Origin of the sequence: Pseudomonas sp. NFPP25 (assembly GCF_900116505.1) — a bacterium.
Taxonomy (GTDB): domain Bacteria; phylum Pseudomonadota; class Gammaproteobacteria; order Pseudomonadales; family Pseudomonadaceae; genus Aquipseudomonas; species Aquipseudomonas protegens.
The window spans coordinates 410,206-429,205 of the sequence record NZ_FPBG01000003.1; the positions used below are offsets into that span (position 1 = coordinate 410,206).

The window sequence follows — 19,000 nt, forward strand, 5'->3', positions numbered from 1 at the left end:
TGGCCTGCTGGTACGGGTCTGCAAAGACCACGTTTAACCCCGAGTCGTCTCCCCACTTCTCGGGGTTTCTTTTTGCCCGGCGTTTGTCAGTGGTCCTTCAAGTCCTGGAAGTAGGCCCGGGCATCGGCGCGGTATTCATCGCGCATTCCGGGGTCCAGCCAGGCGGCATACAACTCCACCAGTCGCTCCTCGCGCAGCTTGAGCAGGGCCTGGTTGATCCGGGTGATGGCTTTGCGGCCCTGCGGGGTATCGGAGCAGCCGACGTGGATTTCCTGATACTTGCTGGTGCCTTCGACCGGGTAGAACTCCAGATCCTGCGGGTCCATGCCCTGCTGCACGGCCTGGTAGCGGATTTCCGGCCAGTAGCCCAACAGCAGTTGCAGGCGCCCCAGGCGCTGCATCTGCAGCAGGCTGCCCAGGGCGTCGTTGCCGTAGTGGGCGCGGATCTGCTGCGGAGCAACCTGCTGCAGCAGGTTGTCGAGCTGTTGCCCGTAGCTGCGCTCGGCCACCACCCCGATCAGTTCCTTGCCGCTGTCGAGCAGGCCATGCAGGTCGACCTTGCCGTCATGGATGAAGTGCGCGATCTGTTCACGGTCGGCACGGCGGATCGCCAGGCCATTGCTCAGCACTCGAAAGCTGGTGATGGAAAAGGCCACCCATTGCGCACGCTCCTTGTTCCAGATCAGCGCCGGATCACAGGTGAAGCTGGGGTCGCGCAACATCTGCATGCCCCGGGCGCGATTGACCCGTACCAGTTCGTGCTGGTACTCCGGCAGGCTGGCAATCAATTGCGGCATCAGCAGGTCGACCACTCCTCGACCTTTTTGCTGGCCCTCGAAAATATTCAGCGGCGGCAGGTCGCGCAGCAGCCAGGTGAGCATTTCGCCGGCGTGGCCGGGGGCGCAGGGCAGCCACAGCAGGCAGGTCGCGAGCGCCATCGTCAACCGGCCAAGGCCTGGCCTTGGGCGTCGCTGGGCCCGTTGCGGGGGGGCAGTGTGAGACGGCTGTTTCAGCTTAGATTGCCCCAGAGTTGCGCAGGTCCTGGATCTGCTCGCTGCTGTAGCCCAGGCCGGCCAGAACTTCGCTGGAGTGTTCGCCGAGCTCGGGGCCGACCCAGTCGGCCGAGCCCGGAGTCTGCGAGAGCTTTGGCACGATGCCGGGCATCTTGAAGGCCTTGCCGTCCGGCAGCCTGGCCTGGAGGAACATTTCCCGGGCGAGGAATTGCGGGTCGTGGAACATGTCCTCGGCGCTGAAGATCCGGCTCGCCGGGACTTCGGCCTGGTTCAACTGCTCCAGCACCTGCTCCAGGGGCAGGGACGCCACCCAGCGATCGATCACCCCATAGAGTTCGTCGCGGCGGGTGTCGCGCCCGTCGTTGCTGGCCAGAGCCGGGTCATTGGCCAGATCCTCACGGCCGATCAGGAGCATGAAGCGCTTGAAGATCGCATCGCCGTTGGCGCCGATCTGCACGTGCTTGCCGTCGGCACTGGTGTGGATCGACGAAGGGGTGATGCCGGGCATGATGTTGCCACTGCGTTCGCGGATGAAACCGAATACATCGAACTCCGGAACCATGCTTTCCATCATGGCGAAGATCGCCTCGTACAGCGCCACGTCCACCACCTGCCCCTGGCCGCCGTTGACCTCACGGTGACGCAGCGCCATCAGCGCGCCGATCACCCCCCACAGGGCAGCGATGGAGTCGCCGATGGAAATTCCGGTGCGCACCGGTGGGCGGTCCTCGAAACCGGTGATGTAGCGCAGGCCGCCCATGGATTCGCCCACCGCGCCGAAGCCCGGTTGGTCCTTCATCGGCCCGGTCTGGCCAAAGCCCGATAGCCGCACCATCACCAGTTTGGGGTTGAGGGCGTGCAGCACGTCCCAGCCCAGGCCGAGTTTTTCCAGCACGCCGGGGCGAAAGTTCTCGATCAGGATGTCCGCTTCGCCCAGCAGTTGCTTGAGCACCGCCAGGCCTTCCGGGTGCTTGAGGTTCAGGGTCAGGGACTTCTTGTTGCGTGCCTGGACGAACCACCACAGCGAGGTGCCTTCATACAGCTTGCGCCACTTGCGCAGCGGATCGCCGCCATCGGGTGACTCGACCTTGATCACCTCGGCACCGAACTCGGCGCAGATGCGCGCGGCGAAAGGGCCGGCGATCAGGGTGCCGAGTTCTATCACTTTCAATCCGGCGAGGGGCTTGCTGAGGCTGGTCATGGGGCATCCGCTGGGCAGGAAAATCCGCCTAGCCTAGACCATTGGTCGCCATTAAGGCAGCGCCTGACGCCTGCCTTTGCCGATTATTTCCCGCCCGGGCCAAGGATTATTGTGCTTCTCATTCCATTGGGCGGCAGGGTTTAATGACGCCGCTTGAAAAAAGAGCGGTTGCGAAAGCTGTAAAAGGGTCTATGCAGCGATGGATGCCTTGCGGCTGTTTGCCGAGCGATCTTCCTGATATTTCTTGTTACAAATGTCGCCTGTAAATTTTACATGTGATGAATTGAAAACCTTACATGTGATGTTTTAGTCTCTGCGCCATGGAAAACAAATCCTCAGCCCATTACCAACGTTTATTCCGCCAGCGCCTGCGTGATCAGGGCTTGGTGAAAAAGGAAGTCTGGATACTGCCGGAGAACGCCCAGGCGTTGTTGGCGGTTGAACGCAAACTGCGTCAGCCCTCAGAAGGGCTGGCTCCTGTGGAAAAGGATGGAGAAATGAGCATGCCGCAGATCTGGAATGCCCGATCGCTGTGCCAGGCCCTGGTAGCCACCGAGTTGTTCAGCAGTGGCGAAGCCAGCGTTGAACTGCTGGAGGGTGCCGAGCCGAGCTTGCACGTGACCATGCGCGAATACGGCGACCTGCCGTTGTTCGTGGCCCTGTCCGGCGAGCAGATCCTGGTGGAGGCGCTGCTGTGGCCGCAAAGCGAAGTGACCGATGTGGCCGCGTTCAACGAGGAAGTGTTGCTCAGCCGCCAGTTGTTCCCGCTGTCGAGCATCGGCCTGGAAACCCGCTTTGGCGGTGAGCGCCACTACATGATGTACGGCGCCCTGAGCGCAACCTCGATTCTCTCCAACGTGCTCTACGAGATCGAAACCCTGGCCAGCAACGTGATCAGGGCAACCGAGGCCTACGAAGGCTACCTGAAGGCTCAGGCCTGACCTGGAGGAATGCACATGAACGTATGGAGCAAGCTGCTCACCGCGCTGCGCGGTGGTGCCAATGAGGCGGGCGAGGCCCTGGTGGACAGCCAGGCACTGAGGATTCTCGATCAGGAGATCCGCGACGCCGATCAGGAACTGCGCAAGTCCAAGGAAGCCCTGGCCGAGATCATGGCCCGGCAGAAACTCGCCGCCGAGCGCGCCAACGGCAGCGCGGCCAAGATCGCCGAGTATGAAAGCTACGCCCTCAAGGCCCTGGAAGCGGGCAACGAAGCCCTTGCCCAGGAAGTGGCGCAAAAGATCGCCAACCTGGAAAATGACCTGGCCGTGGAGCGTGAGCAGGCCGATGGTTTTGCCGCCAGCGTCGCGCAGTTGCGCAAGGCCGTGACCCAGGCCGAGGGCAATATCAAGCATTTGAAACAACAGGTGGATACCGTCAAGGCCACCGAAAGCGTGCAGAAGGCCCAGCAGGCCGTGGCCCAGCGCTACGGCGGCTCCCAGAGCAAGCTGCACACCGCCGTGGAGTCCCTGGAGCGGATCAAGCAGAAGCAGGCCGAGCGCGCGGCAAAGATGGACGCCGCGGCCGAGCTGGCCAATACCAGCAGCCCGGACGATGCCCTGGATGCCAAGTTGCGTGAAGCCGGGATCGTAGCTGGCAGCACCAGCGCCGACAGCGTGCTGGCGCGCCTCAAGGACCGTAGCAAGTCCTGATTCACCGTTGTGTTGTAGGGGCGGGGCCGCCTGGCCTTGCCCGGCTTTTTCAGGGATAGGAAAGCAATGGAAATCTTCCTGCAGACAGTGTTGTCGTTCCCCACAGTGCTGTTCAGCTTCATGCTCTGCCTGGCCGTGATCTACTGGGCCGTGGTGGCCATGGGCATGCTTGAAGTCGACCTGCTGGACTTCGAGGCCGACTCGCTGCTCGACAGTGCCCACGCCGGCGAAGGCCTGGCCGGGCTGCTGATCAAGTTCAAACTCAACGGGGTGCCGGTCACCCTGGTGCTGACCCTGCTGATGTTCTTCAGCTGGTTCCTGACCTATTTCGCCGAACTCTACGTGCTCAGCCACCTGCCCCTGGGTTGGCTGCGCTATCCCCTGGGCCTGTTGCTGGCGGTGCTCGCACTGTTCCTGGCAGCGCCCATCAGCGCGACGATCTGTCGTCCGCTGCGCCCGCTGTTTCTCAAGATGGAGGCCACCAGCAGCAAGTCGGTGCTGGGGCAGACGGCTGTGGTACGCAGCGGCAGAGTCACCCTGGAACATGGCGAAGCCGTGCTCGAGGACGGCGGCGCGGGCCTGATCCTGCGTGTGCGTGCCGATGAGGCACGAGCTTTCAAACGCGGCGATCGCGTCGTGTTACTGGAGTATCTGGAGGCGCAACACGCCTATCGGGTCATTACAGAGGACGAGTTTCGCGGCCTCTGAGCCCGGGCTCCCTCAAGAATCAAAGGAGATTGATTGCATGAATTTACCGTCGCTGCTGCCCATCCTGCTCGGGATCGGCCTCGTCGTCCTGGTGGTCTTCGGCCTGTTGGCCTTGTTCAAGGCCTTCTATATCAAGGTTCCCCAAGGCACGGCGTTGATTGTCAACGACATGTCCTCGACCCCCAAGGTGCATTTCACCGGTGCCCTGGTGTACCCGGTGATCCACCTCAAGGAGTTCATGCGCATCTCGCTGATCACCCTGGAAGTCGACCGTCGGGCCAAGGACGGGCTGATCTGCCGCGACAACATGCGCGCCGACATCACCGTGGCCTTCTACCTGCGGGTCAATGAAACCCAGGAAGACGTGCTCAAGGTGGCCAAGGCCATCGGTGTCGACCGTGCCTCCGACCGCGCCGCGGTCAACGAACTGTTCAACGCCAAGTTCTCCGAAGCGCTGAAGACCGTGGGCAAGCAGTTCGATTTCGTCCAGCTGTTCGAGAACCGCCAGGACTTCCGCGACCGCATCATCGAGATCATCGGCAACGACCTCAACGGCTATGTGCTGGAAGACGTGGCCATCGACTACCTGGAGCAGACCGCCAAGCACTCCCTGGACCCGAGCAACATTCTCGACGCCGAGGGTATCCGCAAGATCACCGAGCTGACCGCGGCGCAGAACGTCATCACCAACGAACTGGAGCGCAACCAGGAACTGGCGATCCAGAAGAAGAACGTCGAGACCCGCGAAGCCTCGCTGTCCCTCGAACGCCAGCAGGCCGACGCCGAAGCCCGGCAGAAGCGCGAGATCGAAACCATCCGCGCCCGCGAGGAAGCCGAGACCGCCAAGGTCAAGGAAGAAGAGCGCCTGAAGGCCGAGCAAGCACGCATTCAGTCCCAGCAGGAAATCGACGTACGCACCGAGAACCATCAGCGCGAAGTCGAAGTGGCCCAGCAGAACCGTCAGCGTGCGGTGGTCATCGAAGTCGAGAAAGTCACCCGCGCCAAGGACCTGGAAGTGGTGGCCCGCGAGCGTGAAGTGGAACTGCAACGCATCGAGAAAGAAAAGGCTCTGGAAGAACAGCGCAAGAACATCGCCACCGTGATCCGTGAGCGGGTAGCGGTCGAGAAGACCGTGGCCCAGGAAGAAGAGCGGATCAAGGAAGTACGCGAAGTCTCCGAAGCCGAGCGCGCCAAGCAAGTGGTGGTGATCCAGGCCCAGGCCGAAGCCGAGCAGGACCTGGTGCGCCAGGTGAAGCAGGCCGAAGCCGACGAGACCCGTTCCAAGCACAAGGCCGTGGAAATCAACAACCTGGCCCAGGCCGAACTGGAAGCCGCGGCCAAGCAGGCCGAAGCCAAGAAACGCCTGGCCGAAGGCCTGGAAGCCGAGCGCGCCGCGCCTGGCCTGGCCGATGCCCGGGTGCTGGAAATCACCGCAGCGGCCCAGGAAAAAGAAGGCCTGGCCCAGGCTCGCGTACGCACCGAGCAGCTGATTGCCGAAGCCCGTGGCGAGCAGGAAAAAGGCCTGGCCGACGCCCGCATCATGGAAGCCCAGGCGGCCGCCAAAGAGAAGGACGGCCTCGCTGAGGCCAAGGTCATGGAAGAGAAGCTCGGTGCCCAGGCCCGTGGCGAAGAACAGTTGGGCGCGGCCAAGGCCAAGGCCACCAAGGACCTGGGTTCGGCCGAAGCCGAAGTGCTGCTGCAGCGCCTGAACGCCGAAGCCGAAGGCCTGGGCAAGAAGTTCGGTGCCCTGGACTCCCTCAGCGACAGCGCGCGGTCCCACGAAGAGTTCCGCATGCAACTGGAGAAGAACTTCGAGGAAGCGATGGCCGCCATCGCCGCCAACAAGGAAATCGCCAAGGACCAGGCCGAAGTGCTGTCGGCTGCCCTCAGCAAGGCCAAGATCGAGATCGTCGGCGGCGAAGGCGACTTCTTCAATTCCTTCGCCAAGTCGCTGTCGGTGGGCAAGGCCATCGAGGGCGTGGTGGGCAAGAGCCCGGTGGTCCAGGACGTGCTGGCACGCCTGCTCAATGGCAAGGGCGCTCCGGCCGTAGCCGCTGAGCTGGCCGCCGCTGCCGTTACGCGCAAGGCCGACGCTCCGTCTGCCGAAGCCTGAAATGCCTGACCACAGCTGATTCGCCAGCCCTCGCCTGATCCTGTAGCCGTCGTTTTTATCGACGGCTGCAGGGCAGGTGTCAGGCGGCGGGTTTCAGCTGACTGGTTTCAGGTGCTGGGCTCCAGGTTTGAGGAGCCCGCTTTTTTGCATACCGCCGTAGATCCAGGAAGGCCACGATGTCGGACGCTCAAGTCGCAACTCCCCCACAGGACGTATTGGACAAGGCCGTCGCCGAAGGCGGCGCCTATGAGGTGCTGCACAAGCGCCTGCTGGACCAGGGCCAGCGCCTGCGGGCCACCACTGACGACCTCAACCAGCGGCGTCTCGACGAGTTCGGCAACAGCCGCATGGAAGTGGTCGGGCGGGTGCGCATCCGTACCGAGAACAACTGCATCGCCCGGGACATCGTCCAGGTCGGCGACTGCCTGCTGTTCGGCTACAACGTGTTTATCGGCCTGAAGAAGGAAACCAGCGTCGCTGACGTGTTTTCCCTCTACCGGCTGGTGGAAGAGGGCGAAGGCTACGAGGCCGAGCCCGTGCCCCTGGAAGGCAGCTTTTTGGCGGCCCAGGGCTTCCTCAACGATTTCAACGAGCTCTATACCTATTACAAGAACACCCGCCTGCTGCAGCTGGCGATCCGTGACGGCAAGCTGCTGGCAAGTTTCCAGATCGGCGAGCGGGTCACCGATGTGCGGGTGTTCCGCTGGTCGATCTCGGTGGACGGGCGTGATGTCCGTTACATCGACAACCGTGGCGAGCGGGATATCGCCCTGCCGGCACCCTTCGATTTCGAATGGAAGAAAGCCACCCGCGAGATGGTGGTCGAAGGCCGCTTTCCGCACCTGAACATCCTCGACACGGTGTTCGTCGAGACCATCGGCGGCGACCTGACCATCAAGGTCGAGAACAACACCGAATCGGGCCTGGGCATCTACCGCGAAGAGGTGCTGGACAAGACCCAGTCCCTGGACGACTCGCAGATCGAATTCGCCCGCCTGGGCAGCCTAATCCTGCTCAAGGTCTTGCCGTACCGCGAAGAGCAGTGGCGCTACCTGGTGTTCAACAGCCTGACTCGCCAGGTGGAGCGCATCGACGCCATCGGCCTGGCCTGTGTGCAGTTGCCGGAGGACCACGGGATCATCTTCCCCGGCGGCTACTACCTGCAAAGCGGCGAGTACAAGACCTTCGAGCAGTCCATGGAGGGCATGCGCTACAAGCGCTCTGTGCGCTCGCCCAACGGTGAAGATGTGCAGTACATCTTCTACCACCCGGAGCAGGGCCGCTCGGTGCTGCTGACCTACAACATGATCAACCGCCAGTTGCAGAACCCGCTGTTCGGCCACGGCTACGCGCGGCTGGAAGACGGGCGCATGGTGATCTTCGCCGCCGAGGGCGACGAGCCGACCCGGGTCCACCCGATGCAGGTCTGGCAGACACCGTTCTTCACCGAGGAGTACGCCGCGCGGCAGCCGACCCGCAGCGGTTTCCTCGGGCGCATCGGCAACGCCGAACTGGTGCGCAGCGTTTCCGATCTCTATGACCTGTGCCGCGAGATCGACACCCCGGCGGTGTCGGTGCAGCGCTACTCGCTGCTGTGCCAGAACACCCGTCGGCTGTTCGATGTGTACCACTGGCTGGGCAGCGACGAGCTGGACGGCCTGGCGCCGCTGCTGCGGGAAGTGGCGTCCACGTCGGAGCTGGTGCTGGACGAATACGAGAAGGTCGAAAGCATCCGCCGCCAGTCGGACCAGGCCATGGTGGCCGCGGAGGCCAAGCAGAAAGCCCTGCTGGACAGCCTGCTGGTGGACAGCTGGGACCAGGTGCAGAGCTTCGTCGATGCGCTGAACGGCATCACCACCCAGCGCGGCCTGCTGCTGACCATTCGCGACTACCGCTACATCGACGTGGCGCGCATCGACGCCATGGAAGCCGCGCTGCTCAAGGCCCAGGAACGCACTGCCGCCGGCACCGCGACCTTCCTTGCCAGCGAGCAGGCCCTGCAACCCTTCGTCACCCAGCTCGAAACCCTGGACGCCCAGGCGCAGAAAGCCGAAACCGTGGCCCAGCTCAGCGAGCCCCTGGGCGCTCTGCAAGCCATGGCCGGGGACCTGGACATGCTGTCGAGCCTGATGGCCTCGTTGCAGATCGACGACGCCACCCAGCGCACCCGCATCATCGAATCCATCTCGCAGATCTACGCCCGCCTGAACCAGGCCAAGGCCCGCGCCGAACAACGGCGTAAGGCCCTGGGCTCGATCGAGACCGTGGCCCAGTTCGGCGCCCAGTTCAAACTCTTCAGCCAGGGCATCACCAACGCCCTGGCCCAGGCCCAGGACCCCGAGCGTTGCGACGAGCAGCTGTCGCGCTTGCTGGTGCAGTTGGAGGAACTGGAAAGCCGTTTCGGCGATCACGAACAGTTCCTCGGCGACATCCTCGGCAAGCGCGAGGAGTTGCTGGAAACCTTCGAGGCCCACAAGCAATCGCTGCTCGACGAGCGCCAGCGCAAGGCCCAGGGCCTGCTGGATGCCGCGCGGCGGATTCTCGACAGCCTCGGTCGGCGCACCGCCAAGTTCACCCAGGCCGAAGAGCTCAATGCGTTCTTCGCCGCCGACCCGCTGATCCTCAAGCTGCGGGAGCTGGCCGAGCGCTTGCGCGAGCTCAAGGACAGCGTCAAGGCCGACGATGTCGAGTCGCGCCTCAAGGGCGCCCGGGACCAGGCCGTGCGTGCCCTGCGCGACAAGACCGAGCTGTTCGAAGAGGGCGGCAACGTCATCAAGCTGGGGCCGCGCCACCGCTTCAGCGTCAACACCCAGGAGCTGGACCTGACCCTGATGCCCCGGGGCGATGAGCTGCACCTGCACCTCACCGGCACGGATTTCCTCGAACCCCTGCGCGACCCCGAGCTGGAGGCCCTGCGGGACTTCTGGCAGGTGGCCCTGGAGTCGGAATCGGCCCAGTTGTACCGCGCCGAATACCTGGCCGGGCAAGTGCTGGACGCCGCCGATCGGGGCGAGGAAGGCCTGAGCCTGGAAAGCCTGAAACCCTTGCTGGCGCACCCTGAAGAACTGGCGCGGGTGATCCGCGACTTTGCCGCGCCGCGCTACAAGGAAGGCTACGAGAAGGGCATCCACGACCACGACGCCGCAGCGATCCTCCTGCAACTGCTGCCCCTGCGCGACAGCGCCGGCCTGTTGCGTTTCGGCGCGGCTGCCCGTGCCTTTGCCTGCCTCTACTGGGATCGCCAGCAGGAACAGCCGCAACCTCGGCAATGGGTGGAACGTGCCCGTACCAGCCGGCATATCCAGCAACTGTTCGGGCGTCGTGAAGGCTTGCTGCAATTGCAGGAGGAAATCCTCGTGGCGCTGGGTGACTGGCATCAGCAGCACGCCTTCACCTTGGCCGCGGAGCTGTTGCCGGAGGCTGCCGAGTACCTGGTTCAGGAACTGGCCGCAGAACGCATCGAATTCACCTTCAGCAAATACGCCAAGCAGCTGCAGGAAGCCCTGACCCTGCGTCTGCAGGGCGCGCGGATGTGGGACGACTACCAGCAGGCCCTGGCGCGGCTGGTGGAACGGCCTGCTGCACAGTGGGCATTGACCGAGAACTGGCTCTCGGCCCTGTGCGCCGAGGGCGAGTTCGCCGAGTGGGCCGACTACGTGCCCGAGGCGGTGGCCCTGTCGCTGCTGCGGGAAGACTTTGTCAAGCGCATCACCGAAGTCGATCTGCGGTTCAAGGTCGACAACCTGATGGGCGAACACCCGCGCATCCAGGAGCGCAGCCTGTCACTCACCGTGGACGGCTTCTTCGCTCGCCTGCGGGCTCACCGCGAACAATTCCTGCCTGGCCTGCAGCGTTACCAGAGCCTGCGCCAGGGCATCATCAGCCGCGAACGCTCGGCCCTGCGCCTGAGCGAATTCAAGCCGCGGCCGCTGAGCTCGTTCGTGCGCAACAAGCTGATCAACGATGTGTACCTGGGCTTTATCGGCGACAACCTGGCCAAGCAGATGGGCACCGTGGGCGAGAACAAGCGCACCGACCTGATGGGCCTGTTGATGCTGATTTCGCCACCGGGCTACGGCAAGACCACCCTGATGGAGTACGTGGCGCACCGCCTGGGCCTGATCTTCATGAAGATCAACGGCCCGGCCCTGGGGCACCAGGTCCGTTCCCTGGACCCGGCCCAGGCGCCGGACGCCACTTCGCGCCAGGAGCTGGAGAAGCTCAACCTGGCCCTGGAGATGGGCAACAACGTGATGCTCTATGTCGACGACATCCAGCACACCCACCCGGAATTCCTGCAGAAGTTCATCTCGCTGTGCGACGGCACCCGGCGCATCGAAGGCGTGTGGAAAGGCCGCACCAAGACCTACGACATGCGCGGCAAGAAGTTCTGCGTGGTGATGTCGGGCAACCCGTATACCGAGTCCGGCGAAGTGTTCAAGATCCCCGACATGCTGGCCAACCGGGCCGACATCTATAACCTCGGCGACACCCTGGGGGGCATGCAGGACGCCTTCGCCCTGAGCTACATCGAAAACGGCCTCACCTCCAACCCGGTGCTGGCGCCACTGGCCACCCGCGACATGGCGGACGTCTACCGCTTCGTCGCCAAGGCCGAGGGCAAGGCCTTCTCCAGCAACGAGCTGAGCCACAGCTACAGCGGTGCCGAGATCAACGAGATCACCACCACCCTGCAACGCCTGATGCAGGTGCGCGATGTGGTGCTGCGGGTCAACCAGCAGTACATCGCCAGCGCCGCCCAGGCCGACCAGTACCGCAGTGAGCCGCCGTTCAAGCTGCAGGGCAGCTACCGCAACATGAACAAGATGGCCGAGAAGATCTCGGCGGTGATGAACGATGCCGAGCTCCTGCAACTCTTGGCCGACCACTACCAGGGCGAATCCCAGCTGCTGACCACCGGCGCCGAAGAGAACCTGCTCAAGCTCGCCGAGCTGCGCGGTAACCAGACCCCGGAGCAGAGCGAGCGCTGGACCCAGATCAAGCGCGACTTCGTGCGCAACCGTTCCATGGGCGGCAGCGACAGCGATGTCGGTACCCGCGTCGTGGCCCAGCTCAACGATCTGGTGGAAGGCGTGCGCGGCCTGGCCCGGCCCGCGCCGCAGCAAGGCATGCGTGAAGTGCTGGAGAACCTCTCCGAGCACCTGGAGCAGAGTTTCCTGCCGCTGCTCAAGGTCATGCACAAGAAGATCGATGTCGACCTGCACAGCCACCAGCGCATTGGCGACATTGCCACGCGCCTCGACGAACTGAGCCAGATGCTCAGTAACGGCGAGGTTCCGACCCTCAAGGACTCCCAACCGTAGGAGCCGGCTTGCCGGCGAACAGCCAAGGATCACGACATGGATTTTGCCCACCTGGACCAGCAACTGCGCGACAGCGTGCTGGACTTGAAACTGAGCAACGAAGAGCGGGACGAGCTGCGCCAGCTGGGCAGCGAACTGGGCCAGGACCAGGTGCGCTACATGCGTAACCGCGCCTTTGACCTGGTGCGCGAGCTGGCGCTGGCGGACAGCGTCAATGTGCTGCCGGCGTTGAAGTGGCTGGAACAAGTGATCAAGACCCTGGACGCCAACAGCGCCCCGGTGCGGGACATGGCCAGCGCCCACTTCAGCCCCGGCGAAGACTGCCGGCGCAAGATCCGCGACCTGTGCCGCCAGGCCCGAATCTCGGTGGATATCTGCGTGTTCACCATTTCCGACGATCAACTGAGCGACGAAATTCGCGCCTGCCACCAGCGCGGCGTGGCCGTACGGGTGATCAGCGACAGTGAAAAGCAGTTCGATGTCGGCAGCGATATCGCCGCGCTGCGCGAGGCCGGGGTGCCGGTGCGGATCGACGACACGCCGTTCCACATGCACCACAAGTTCGCCGTATTCGATGGCCGGACCCTGCTCAACGGCAGCTTCAACTGGACCCGCAGCGCCACCACCGGCAATGAGGAAAACCTGCTGGTGATCGACCACCCGCAACTGGTGGCCAGTTATCTCAAGGAGTTCAACGAACTCTGGAGCCGCTACGCGCCGCGTTAAGGCGTGCAGCGGCGGGCCTTGACGCTGCCTCAGGCGGCGTTCGGCTGGCCCCAGGCGCTCTCGGCGGCCAGGTGGTCGATCAACTTCTGGCACAGCCCTTGGGCTTTTTCCGTGGCGCTCTGGCGCAGGGTTTCCAGGGCCTGGTGCAACTGTTGCACCGGGTTTTCGCCGATAAACAGGTTGCTCGGTTCCAGCCCGGCAATCGCCTCGTCGAAGCGTTGCTCGTGAATGTGCTTGAGCACCATGGCCTGGCTCAACTGGTGGGTGTAGGCCGCCTGCTGCTCCAGGCGAGCTTTCAGTTCGACAGCCTTTGCCTGGTCGTCGATGTAGACGTAGCTCAGCGCCAGCTGTTCCAGGAAGAAGTTTTTTTCCGCTGGATCCAGAGGCGCATTCTGACTGTCGTCGAGGGCTTGCACGGCCTGGTCCAGCAGTTCACCGGCTTGCCGGGTCTGCTCCAGGTCGTGCAGCAGCTTGGCCTGCAAGGCCAGTTTCATCGGTCGATCGGCGTATTCGAGCTGGGTGTTGAGGCGCGCCATTTCCTCCAGATTGTTGCGGATCAGCCAGCTGTCGCGGCGCAGGCGCGGCAGGGCGGCCTGCACCCGCAGTTGGGTTTCCAGGATCAGCAGGCGCAACCACGGCCATTGCTCATCGCCACGCAAGGTCTCCAGTGCCAACAAGGCTTGCTCCAGCAGATGGGCGCACCATTGCGAGTGTTCCTCGACGTAGGTCCCCCACAGACAGACCAGGCACCAGATACGCTGCGAGGGCGAAACGGCGCAGGCCTGCAAGGCCGCCTCGGCCTCGGCCATTTCATTGCGCCCGACATGCCAGTTCAGCAGGCTCAACAGCAGCTCGCTGGCGTAGCTTTCCGGCACCTGGGCGATCAGTCGTGGAGCCAGATCCGGGCGGTTGGCGTCCAGGATCAGCTTGAGCAACGGCGGGAAACTGAAGTAGTCGTCAGGCTCGGGGTTCTGCGCCAGCAGTTCGAACCCGGTATCGAACTCCCCGGTTTCCATGAGCAAGGTCACGACGATGATCTGGGCCGATCCGGGCAACTGCGCGGCCATGGCCGGGAACTGCGCGTCCTGCCCCTGGGCGCGGTACTCGCGCAGGGTCTGTTCCACTTCATGCAGGTCCAGTTCATTGGCCGGCTGCTTCAGCAGCAGTTGCCAGGCCAGGCCGATGCTGATGGCGGCTTTGTCGGCCAGGCCCAAGCTGCGTTGCAGGGCAGCCAACTGCCGATGATCGCTGGCGGAGTCCTGGCTCAATTGCTCGACACCGAAGGTCACCAGCAAGGCGCGGGCCTGCTCGTGTTCACCGCTGGCCACCAGCAGTGGTATGCGCAGCATGGGCGCTGACGGCAGGGGTTGATGCAGGCGCTCCAGCAGGCTTAGAACAGCCTGCGGGCCGTCCTTGTCGAGCAGGGTTTCGAGCAGTTGGTTCAGGGCCATGGGCTGGTAGGTTTCATCGAGTTCGGCCAGGACCTCCAGGGCCTGTTCCTGGTCGCCTTGTCGGTACAGCGCCGCAGGAATCTGCATCAGCCCCAGTTGCCGGGCTTTGCCCGTCAGACGCTGGGCCAGTTGCAAGCCCACTTGCGGTTCGATGGCGCTCAGGTGCGCCGCGCGATTGATCTGCGCTGCCTCGTCCAGGGTGATGCCCAGGTCATTGCCGGCGCTGCGCTTGTTGGCATAGACCACCAGTAGCGTTATCACGCCGGTAATCAGCAGCAGGATGACAAGTACTTCCATGATGAATCTTCCTCGGGTGCGGCTGTTGGCCGGTGACGCGCCCCGCCAAGGGCGCGCAACCGGGGGGGCGTCAGTTGGTCTGGGAACTGAGCCAGATCTGGCCGTTGGCGATGCGCGCCATCAGCTGCTGTTTCAGCTCGCCGGCACGTTCGGGGGCACGCTGCTGCAGGTCTTCCAGGGCCTGGTACAGCAGCGACAGGGGCTTCTTGTCACTGAGCAGGATGCCCAGGTTCAGGCCCTCGATGGCCTGGGCGTAACGCTGATGCTGGATATGGTTGAGCAGCAGTTCCTCTTCCAGGATGCGACTGCCCGAATCCTCGGCGTTGAGCCGGTCCTGCAGGGCCTGGGCCTGTTGTACATCGTCGATGCTCAGGTAGGCGCTGGCGATGTCCTCCAGGTAGAAGCGGGCGTCCATCTCATCCACATCCGGCAGCGGCTCGCCATCCAGTAGCTGCACCGCCTGCTCCAGCAGGGACCTGGCCTGGGCGGTCTGGTCCAGGGCGTGCAGCAGCTTGGCTTGGTCGCACAGATGCAGCAATTGCTCGTCACCGGGCATCTGCTGGCGCAGGCGGTGCATTTCCTCGATGCTGCTGCGCACCAGCCAGCTGTCCCGGCGATGAGCTGGCAGGTGGCTTTGCATCAGTAGCTGGGTTTGCAGGGCCTGCATGCGCAAGCTGTTGTAGAACTCATGTTCATTCCTGTAGCCGTCGATCAGTTGCAGGGCCTGGGTCAGCAGGGCTGTGGTCCATTGCGGCTGCGCCTGGTGCAACTCATCGCAGAGGTTGAGCATCAGCCCCGGACGCTGCGACTCGTGGCTGGCTCGCGCCTGCAGCAGGGCCTCGGCTTCGGCGGTCTGGCCCTGGGCCGCCAGATGGCTGAGCAGTTGCAGCAGCACGCTGTGCTGGTGCATCTCGGGGGTCAGGTCCAGCAGGCGCAGGGCGGTTTCGGTTGTCTGGCGTTTCAGGGCCGAGTCCATCAGGTCGCTGTAGGTCGAGGAGTAGAGGGTGCCGTTGTCGGCCAGCAAGCTGAAGGCCGGCTCCACCTGGCCGGCATCGAACAGCGCGATCAGCGCCTGCACCTGTTCCTCGGCCGGCAGTTCGGCCGAGTGGGCCAGAATCCGCTCGGCATGCCCTTGGGTGGCGAAGGCGTCGAAAAGGCTGCGCAGCACAGTGTGATAGCGCTCCTGCCCGGGTTGCTGGAAGCTCGCCCAGGCCTGTTCGAGGCTGATCAGCGCGGCGTCTTGCATGCCCGCCTGAAATTGCAGGCGCGACAGCATCAGCAGATTGCCGATGCTCTGGCGTTCATGGGCCGCAGGGTTTTTCGGGTCGCCGAGCTCGCCGATCAGGGCCAGGGCGCGCGCCTGTTCACCGCGGGCCTGGAGGATTGGCACCTGCAGCAGCGGCCAGCTGGGCAGGGATTCGCCCCAGTGCTCCAGGAGCTCCAGGCAGGCCTGGGTATCCTGGCTGTCGAGCAGCGTTTCAATCAGGGTATTGAGCACGTATTCCCGAGCGTGAGGCGGCAGTTGCTGGTAGATCGCCGTGGCCTGGGCCTTGTGCCCAGCCACATAGAGCTCGCTGGCCACCAGTTGCAGGGCCAACTGCTGCGCCTCGCCCTCTGGCAGTTGCAGCGCCAGTTCTAGGGCCAGTTGCGGCTCGGCCTTGCTCATCAGCAGGGTCTGATTGATCTGGGCGGTGAGGTTGCCGGTCTGTTCCAGGTATTGCTGTTGGTCGGCGGATTTCTGGCGCAAGTACAGGATCAGTGCGATGAACAGCAGCACGATGACGAGCAGGATGACAAAGAGGGTCATGGACGTCCTTTTCTATTGAACAGCGGCTCTGGCGCGGTGCGCGTCAGCCGGTTTGCGCGGGGTTATAAAGCCATGGTCACGGGCTGGCAACCGACTTTACCCAGCCAATGCGTTTCAGCGGATGTCATCCAGGACAGGGGTGGCCCGGTCAGCGGTCGGGCAGGGCGGCGGGTTTCGGGTTAGACTTGCCGCCTTTTCGCACATTCAAGAAGCCCGCACATGGCCCAGCCGTCCACCACCTACAAATTCGAACTGAACCTGACCGACCTCGATCGTGGGGTCTATGAAAGCGTCAAGCAGACCATCGCCCGTCACCCTTCGGAAACCGAAGAGCGCATGACCGTACGGCTGCTGGCCTACGCCTTCTGGTACAACGAGCACCTGTCGTTCGGTCGGGGTCTGTCGGACGTGGATGAACCCGCCCTGTGGGAAAAGAGCCTGGACGACCGCGTCCTGCACTGGATCGAAGTCGGCCAGCCGGACGCCGATCGCCTGACCTGGTGCTCGCGCCGCACCGAACGCACCAGCCTCCTGGCCTACGGCAGCCTGCGGGTCTGGCAGACCCGGGTGCTGGACGCGGTGAAGAACCTGAAGAACCTCAACATCGCCGGCGTGCCCCAGGAAGTCCTCGAGACCCTGGCCAAGGACATGCCGCGCGTCATCAAGTGGGACGTGATGATCAGCGAAGGCACGATCTTCGTCACCGATGATCGCGGCCAGCACGAAGTGCAGCTGGAATGGCTGCTGGGCGAGCGCGGCTGATCGCCCGCTCTGCCCCTGAACGATCCACCGTCCCCCCAGAGAAGTTGCTGTTAGCCCATGCGTATCGAACCCCGTGAGTTGCCCGCCGTCCTGCCCTTTCTCGGCGATCTGCCGCCGCTGCTGACCCGCCTCTACGCCGCCCGTGGCGTGCAGTCGGTGGAGGAGCTGGACAAGAGCCTGGCGCGGCTGATCCCGTATCAGCAGCTCAAGGGCATCGATGCCGCGGTGGACCTGCTGGTGACCGCCCTGGACCAGCGCCAGCGCATCCTCATCGTCGGCGACTTCGACGCCGACGGCGCCACCGCCAGCACCGTGGGCCTGCTGGGCCTGCGCCTGCTGGGCGCGGCCCATGTCGATTACCTGGTACCCAACCGCTTTGAATACGGCTACGGCCTGACCCCGGAAATCGTCGCCGTGGCCCTGCAGCGCGAACCGCAGTTGCTGATCACCGTGGACAACGGCATCTCCAGTGTCGAGGGCGTGGCGGCGGCCAAGGCAGCAGGCTTGCAAGTGCTGGTCACCGACCACCACTTGCCCGGTCATGAACTGCCGGCGGCGGACGCCATCGTCAACCCCAACCAGCCGGGCTGCGAGTTCCCCAGCAAGACCCTGGCCGGGGTCGGGGTGATCTTCTATGTGCTGATGGCCCTGCGCGCACGCCTGCGCAGCCTGGGGCGCTATGAAACCCGGCCGCAGCCGAACATCGGCGAGCTGCTGGACCTGGTGGCCCTGGGCAGCGTGGCGGACGTGGTGCCCCTGGACGCCAACAACCGCATCCTGGTGCACCAGGGCCTGGAGCGGATTCGCGCCGGTCGCGCGCGGCCGGGGCTCAAGGCGATTCTCGAAGTGGCCAAGCGTGATCATTCGCGCATCACCTCCACCGACCTGGGCTTTATCCTCGGCCCGCGGCTCAACGCCGCCGGGCGCCTGGACGACATGAGCCTGGGTATCGAGTGCCTGCTCAGCGACGACGTTTCCGCCGCTCGGGCCATGGCCGCCCAGCTGGACGAACTGAACCAGGACCGCAAATCCATCGAGCAGGGCATGCAGCGCGAAGCACTGGCCCAGCTCAAGGAGCTGCCGGTGGAGTCGATGCCGTTCGGCCTGTGCCTGTTCGACGCCGACTGGCACCAGGGGGTGATCGGGATTCTCGCCTCGCGCCTGAAAGAGCGTTACCACCGGCCGACCATCGCCTTTGCCGATGCCGGCGACGGCATGCTCAAGGGTTCGGCGCGCTCGGTGCCGGGCTTCCATATCCGTGACGCCCTGGACGCCGTGGCCGCGCGCCATCCACAACTGATCAGCAAGTTCGGCGGCCACGCCATGGCCGCCGGCCTGTCGCTGCCGGAGCAGAACTTCCCGGCCTTTGCCGAGGCCTTCGACGAAGAAGTGCGGCGCCAGCTGCGCGAAGAAGACCTCACCGGGCGCCTGCTGTCGGACGGCACCCTGGCCGTGGAAGAGTTCCACCTGGAACTGGCCCGCGCCCTGCGCCACGCCGGCCCCTGGGGCCAGCATTTCCCCGAGCCGATGTTCCATGGCGTGTTCGAACTGGTGGAGCAGCGCATCGTTGGCGAACGCCACCTGAAAGTGGTGCTGCGCAGCGAATGCGGCTCGCTGAAGCTGGACGGCATTGCCTTCGGCATCGACCGCGAAGTCTGGCCCAACCCGACCATCCGCTGGGTGGAGCTGGCCTACAAACTCGACCTCAACGAGTTCCGTGGCCAGGAAACCGTGCAGTTGATGATTGCCCACATCGAACCGCGCTGACCTACGAAAGGGCGCCGGGCCTTGCCTTGTGCGTCCTCACCACCTTCCCCCGCCTCTGCTGGCAACCCCTGTAGCCGCTGCCTAGCCTGTGGCGAGGCTGCGAAAAGGCCCGCAGGGCCTTGCCGGCAATCTTGCGCCGACCTCTGAGGGCCTTTGAAGCCCCACGTCTGCTACGCAGC

12 protein-coding genes are annotated in these 19,000 nt (G+C 64.1%); 8 read left to right on the forward strand and 4 right to left on the reverse strand.

From position 1 onward, the window contains the following. Nucleotides 1-86 precede the first annotated feature (86 nt). Together BM382_RS13905 and BM382_RS13910 are read right to left on the reverse strand one after the other, a co-directional pair. Nucleotides 87-938 (reverse strand): TIGR02285 family protein, encoded by an 852-nt coding sequence (locus BM382_RS13905; RefSeq protein WP_015634285.1) that lies wholly within the window; start codon nt 936-938, stop codon nt 87-89. A 76-nt stretch (nt 939-1,014) separates the two neighbouring features. After that, nucleotides 1,015-2,214: a CaiB/BaiF CoA transferase family protein gene (locus tag BM382_RS13910; RefSeq protein ID WP_015634286.1), complete on the reverse strand. Its 1,200-nt coding sequence runs from the start codon at nt 2,212-2,214 to the stop codon at nt 1,015-1,017. Nucleotides 2,215-2,534: 320 nt separating this feature from the next. Between BM382_RS13910 and BM382_RS13915 the strand changes: the two genes are divergently transcribed. From BM382_RS13915 to BM382_RS13940, 6 genes are all read left to right on the forward strand, one after another. After that, complete coding sequence (locus BM382_RS13915; RefSeq protein WP_011059459.1) at nt 2,535-3,155, forward strand: biofilm formation regulator BacA; 621 nt, start codon at nt 2,535-2,537, stop codon at nt 3,153-3,155. Between the two features lie 15 nt (nt 3,156-3,170). After that, the gene (locus BM382_RS13920; RefSeq protein WP_041116143.1) at nt 3,171-3,866 is read left to right on the forward strand and encodes a PspA/IM30 family protein; all 696 of its coding nucleotides are present in this window, start codon (nt 3,171-3,173) and stop codon (nt 3,864-3,866) included. 66 nt (nt 3,867-3,932) lie between these two features. After that, nucleotides 3,933-4,574 (forward strand): OB-fold-containig protein, encoded by a 642-nt coding sequence (locus BM382_RS13925; RefSeq protein ID WP_011059461.1) that lies wholly within the window; start codon nt 3,933-3,935, stop codon nt 4,572-4,574. A gap of 37 nt (nt 4,575-4,611) precedes the next feature. Beyond that, entirely contained in the window at nt 4,612-6,687 is a 2,076-nt protein-coding gene (locus tag BM382_RS13930; RefSeq protein ID WP_011059462.1) for a flotillin family protein, read from the forward strand. 176 nt (nt 6,688-6,863) lie between these two features. Continuing rightward, nucleotides 6,864-12,011: a DNA repair ATPase gene (locus BM382_RS13935; protein ID WP_072443107.1), complete on the forward strand. Its 5,148-nt coding sequence runs from the start codon at nt 6,864-6,866 to the stop codon at nt 12,009-12,011. A gap of 36 nt (nt 12,012-12,047) precedes the next feature. Then, nucleotides 12,048-12,737: a phospholipase D-like domain-containing protein gene (locus tag BM382_RS13940; RefSeq protein WP_011059464.1), complete on the forward strand. Its 690-nt coding sequence runs from the start codon at nt 12,048-12,050 to the stop codon at nt 12,735-12,737. Nucleotides 12,738-12,766: 29 nt separating this feature from the next. On the opposite strand, the gene BM382_RS13945 is transcribed toward BM382_RS13940, so the two are convergent. Beyond that, nucleotides 12,767-14,485: a tetratricopeptide repeat protein gene (locus tag BM382_RS13945; RefSeq protein WP_072443109.1), complete on the reverse strand. Its 1,719-nt coding sequence runs from the start codon at nt 14,483-14,485 to the stop codon at nt 12,767-12,769. Nucleotides 14,486-14,555: 70 nt separating this feature from the next. Next, entirely contained in the window at nt 14,556-16,292 is a 1,737-nt protein-coding gene (locus BM382_RS13950) for a hypothetical protein (protein ID WP_072443111.1), read from the reverse strand. A 219-nt stretch (nt 16,293-16,511) separates the two neighbouring features. Between BM382_RS13950 and BM382_RS13955 the strand changes: the two genes are divergently transcribed. Next, nucleotides 16,512-17,054, forward strand: coding sequence for a YaeQ family protein (locus BM382_RS13955; protein WP_011059467.1), 543 nt, complete (start codon nt 16,512-16,514; stop codon nt 17,052-17,054). Nucleotides 17,055-17,111: 57 nt separating this feature from the next. Next, nucleotides 17,112-18,821: a single-stranded-DNA-specific exonuclease RecJ gene (gene recJ / locus BM382_RS13960; RefSeq protein WP_072443113.1), complete on the forward strand. Its 1,710-nt coding sequence runs from the start codon at nt 17,112-17,114 to the stop codon at nt 18,819-18,821. Nucleotides 18,822-19,000: the final 179 nt, after the last annotated feature.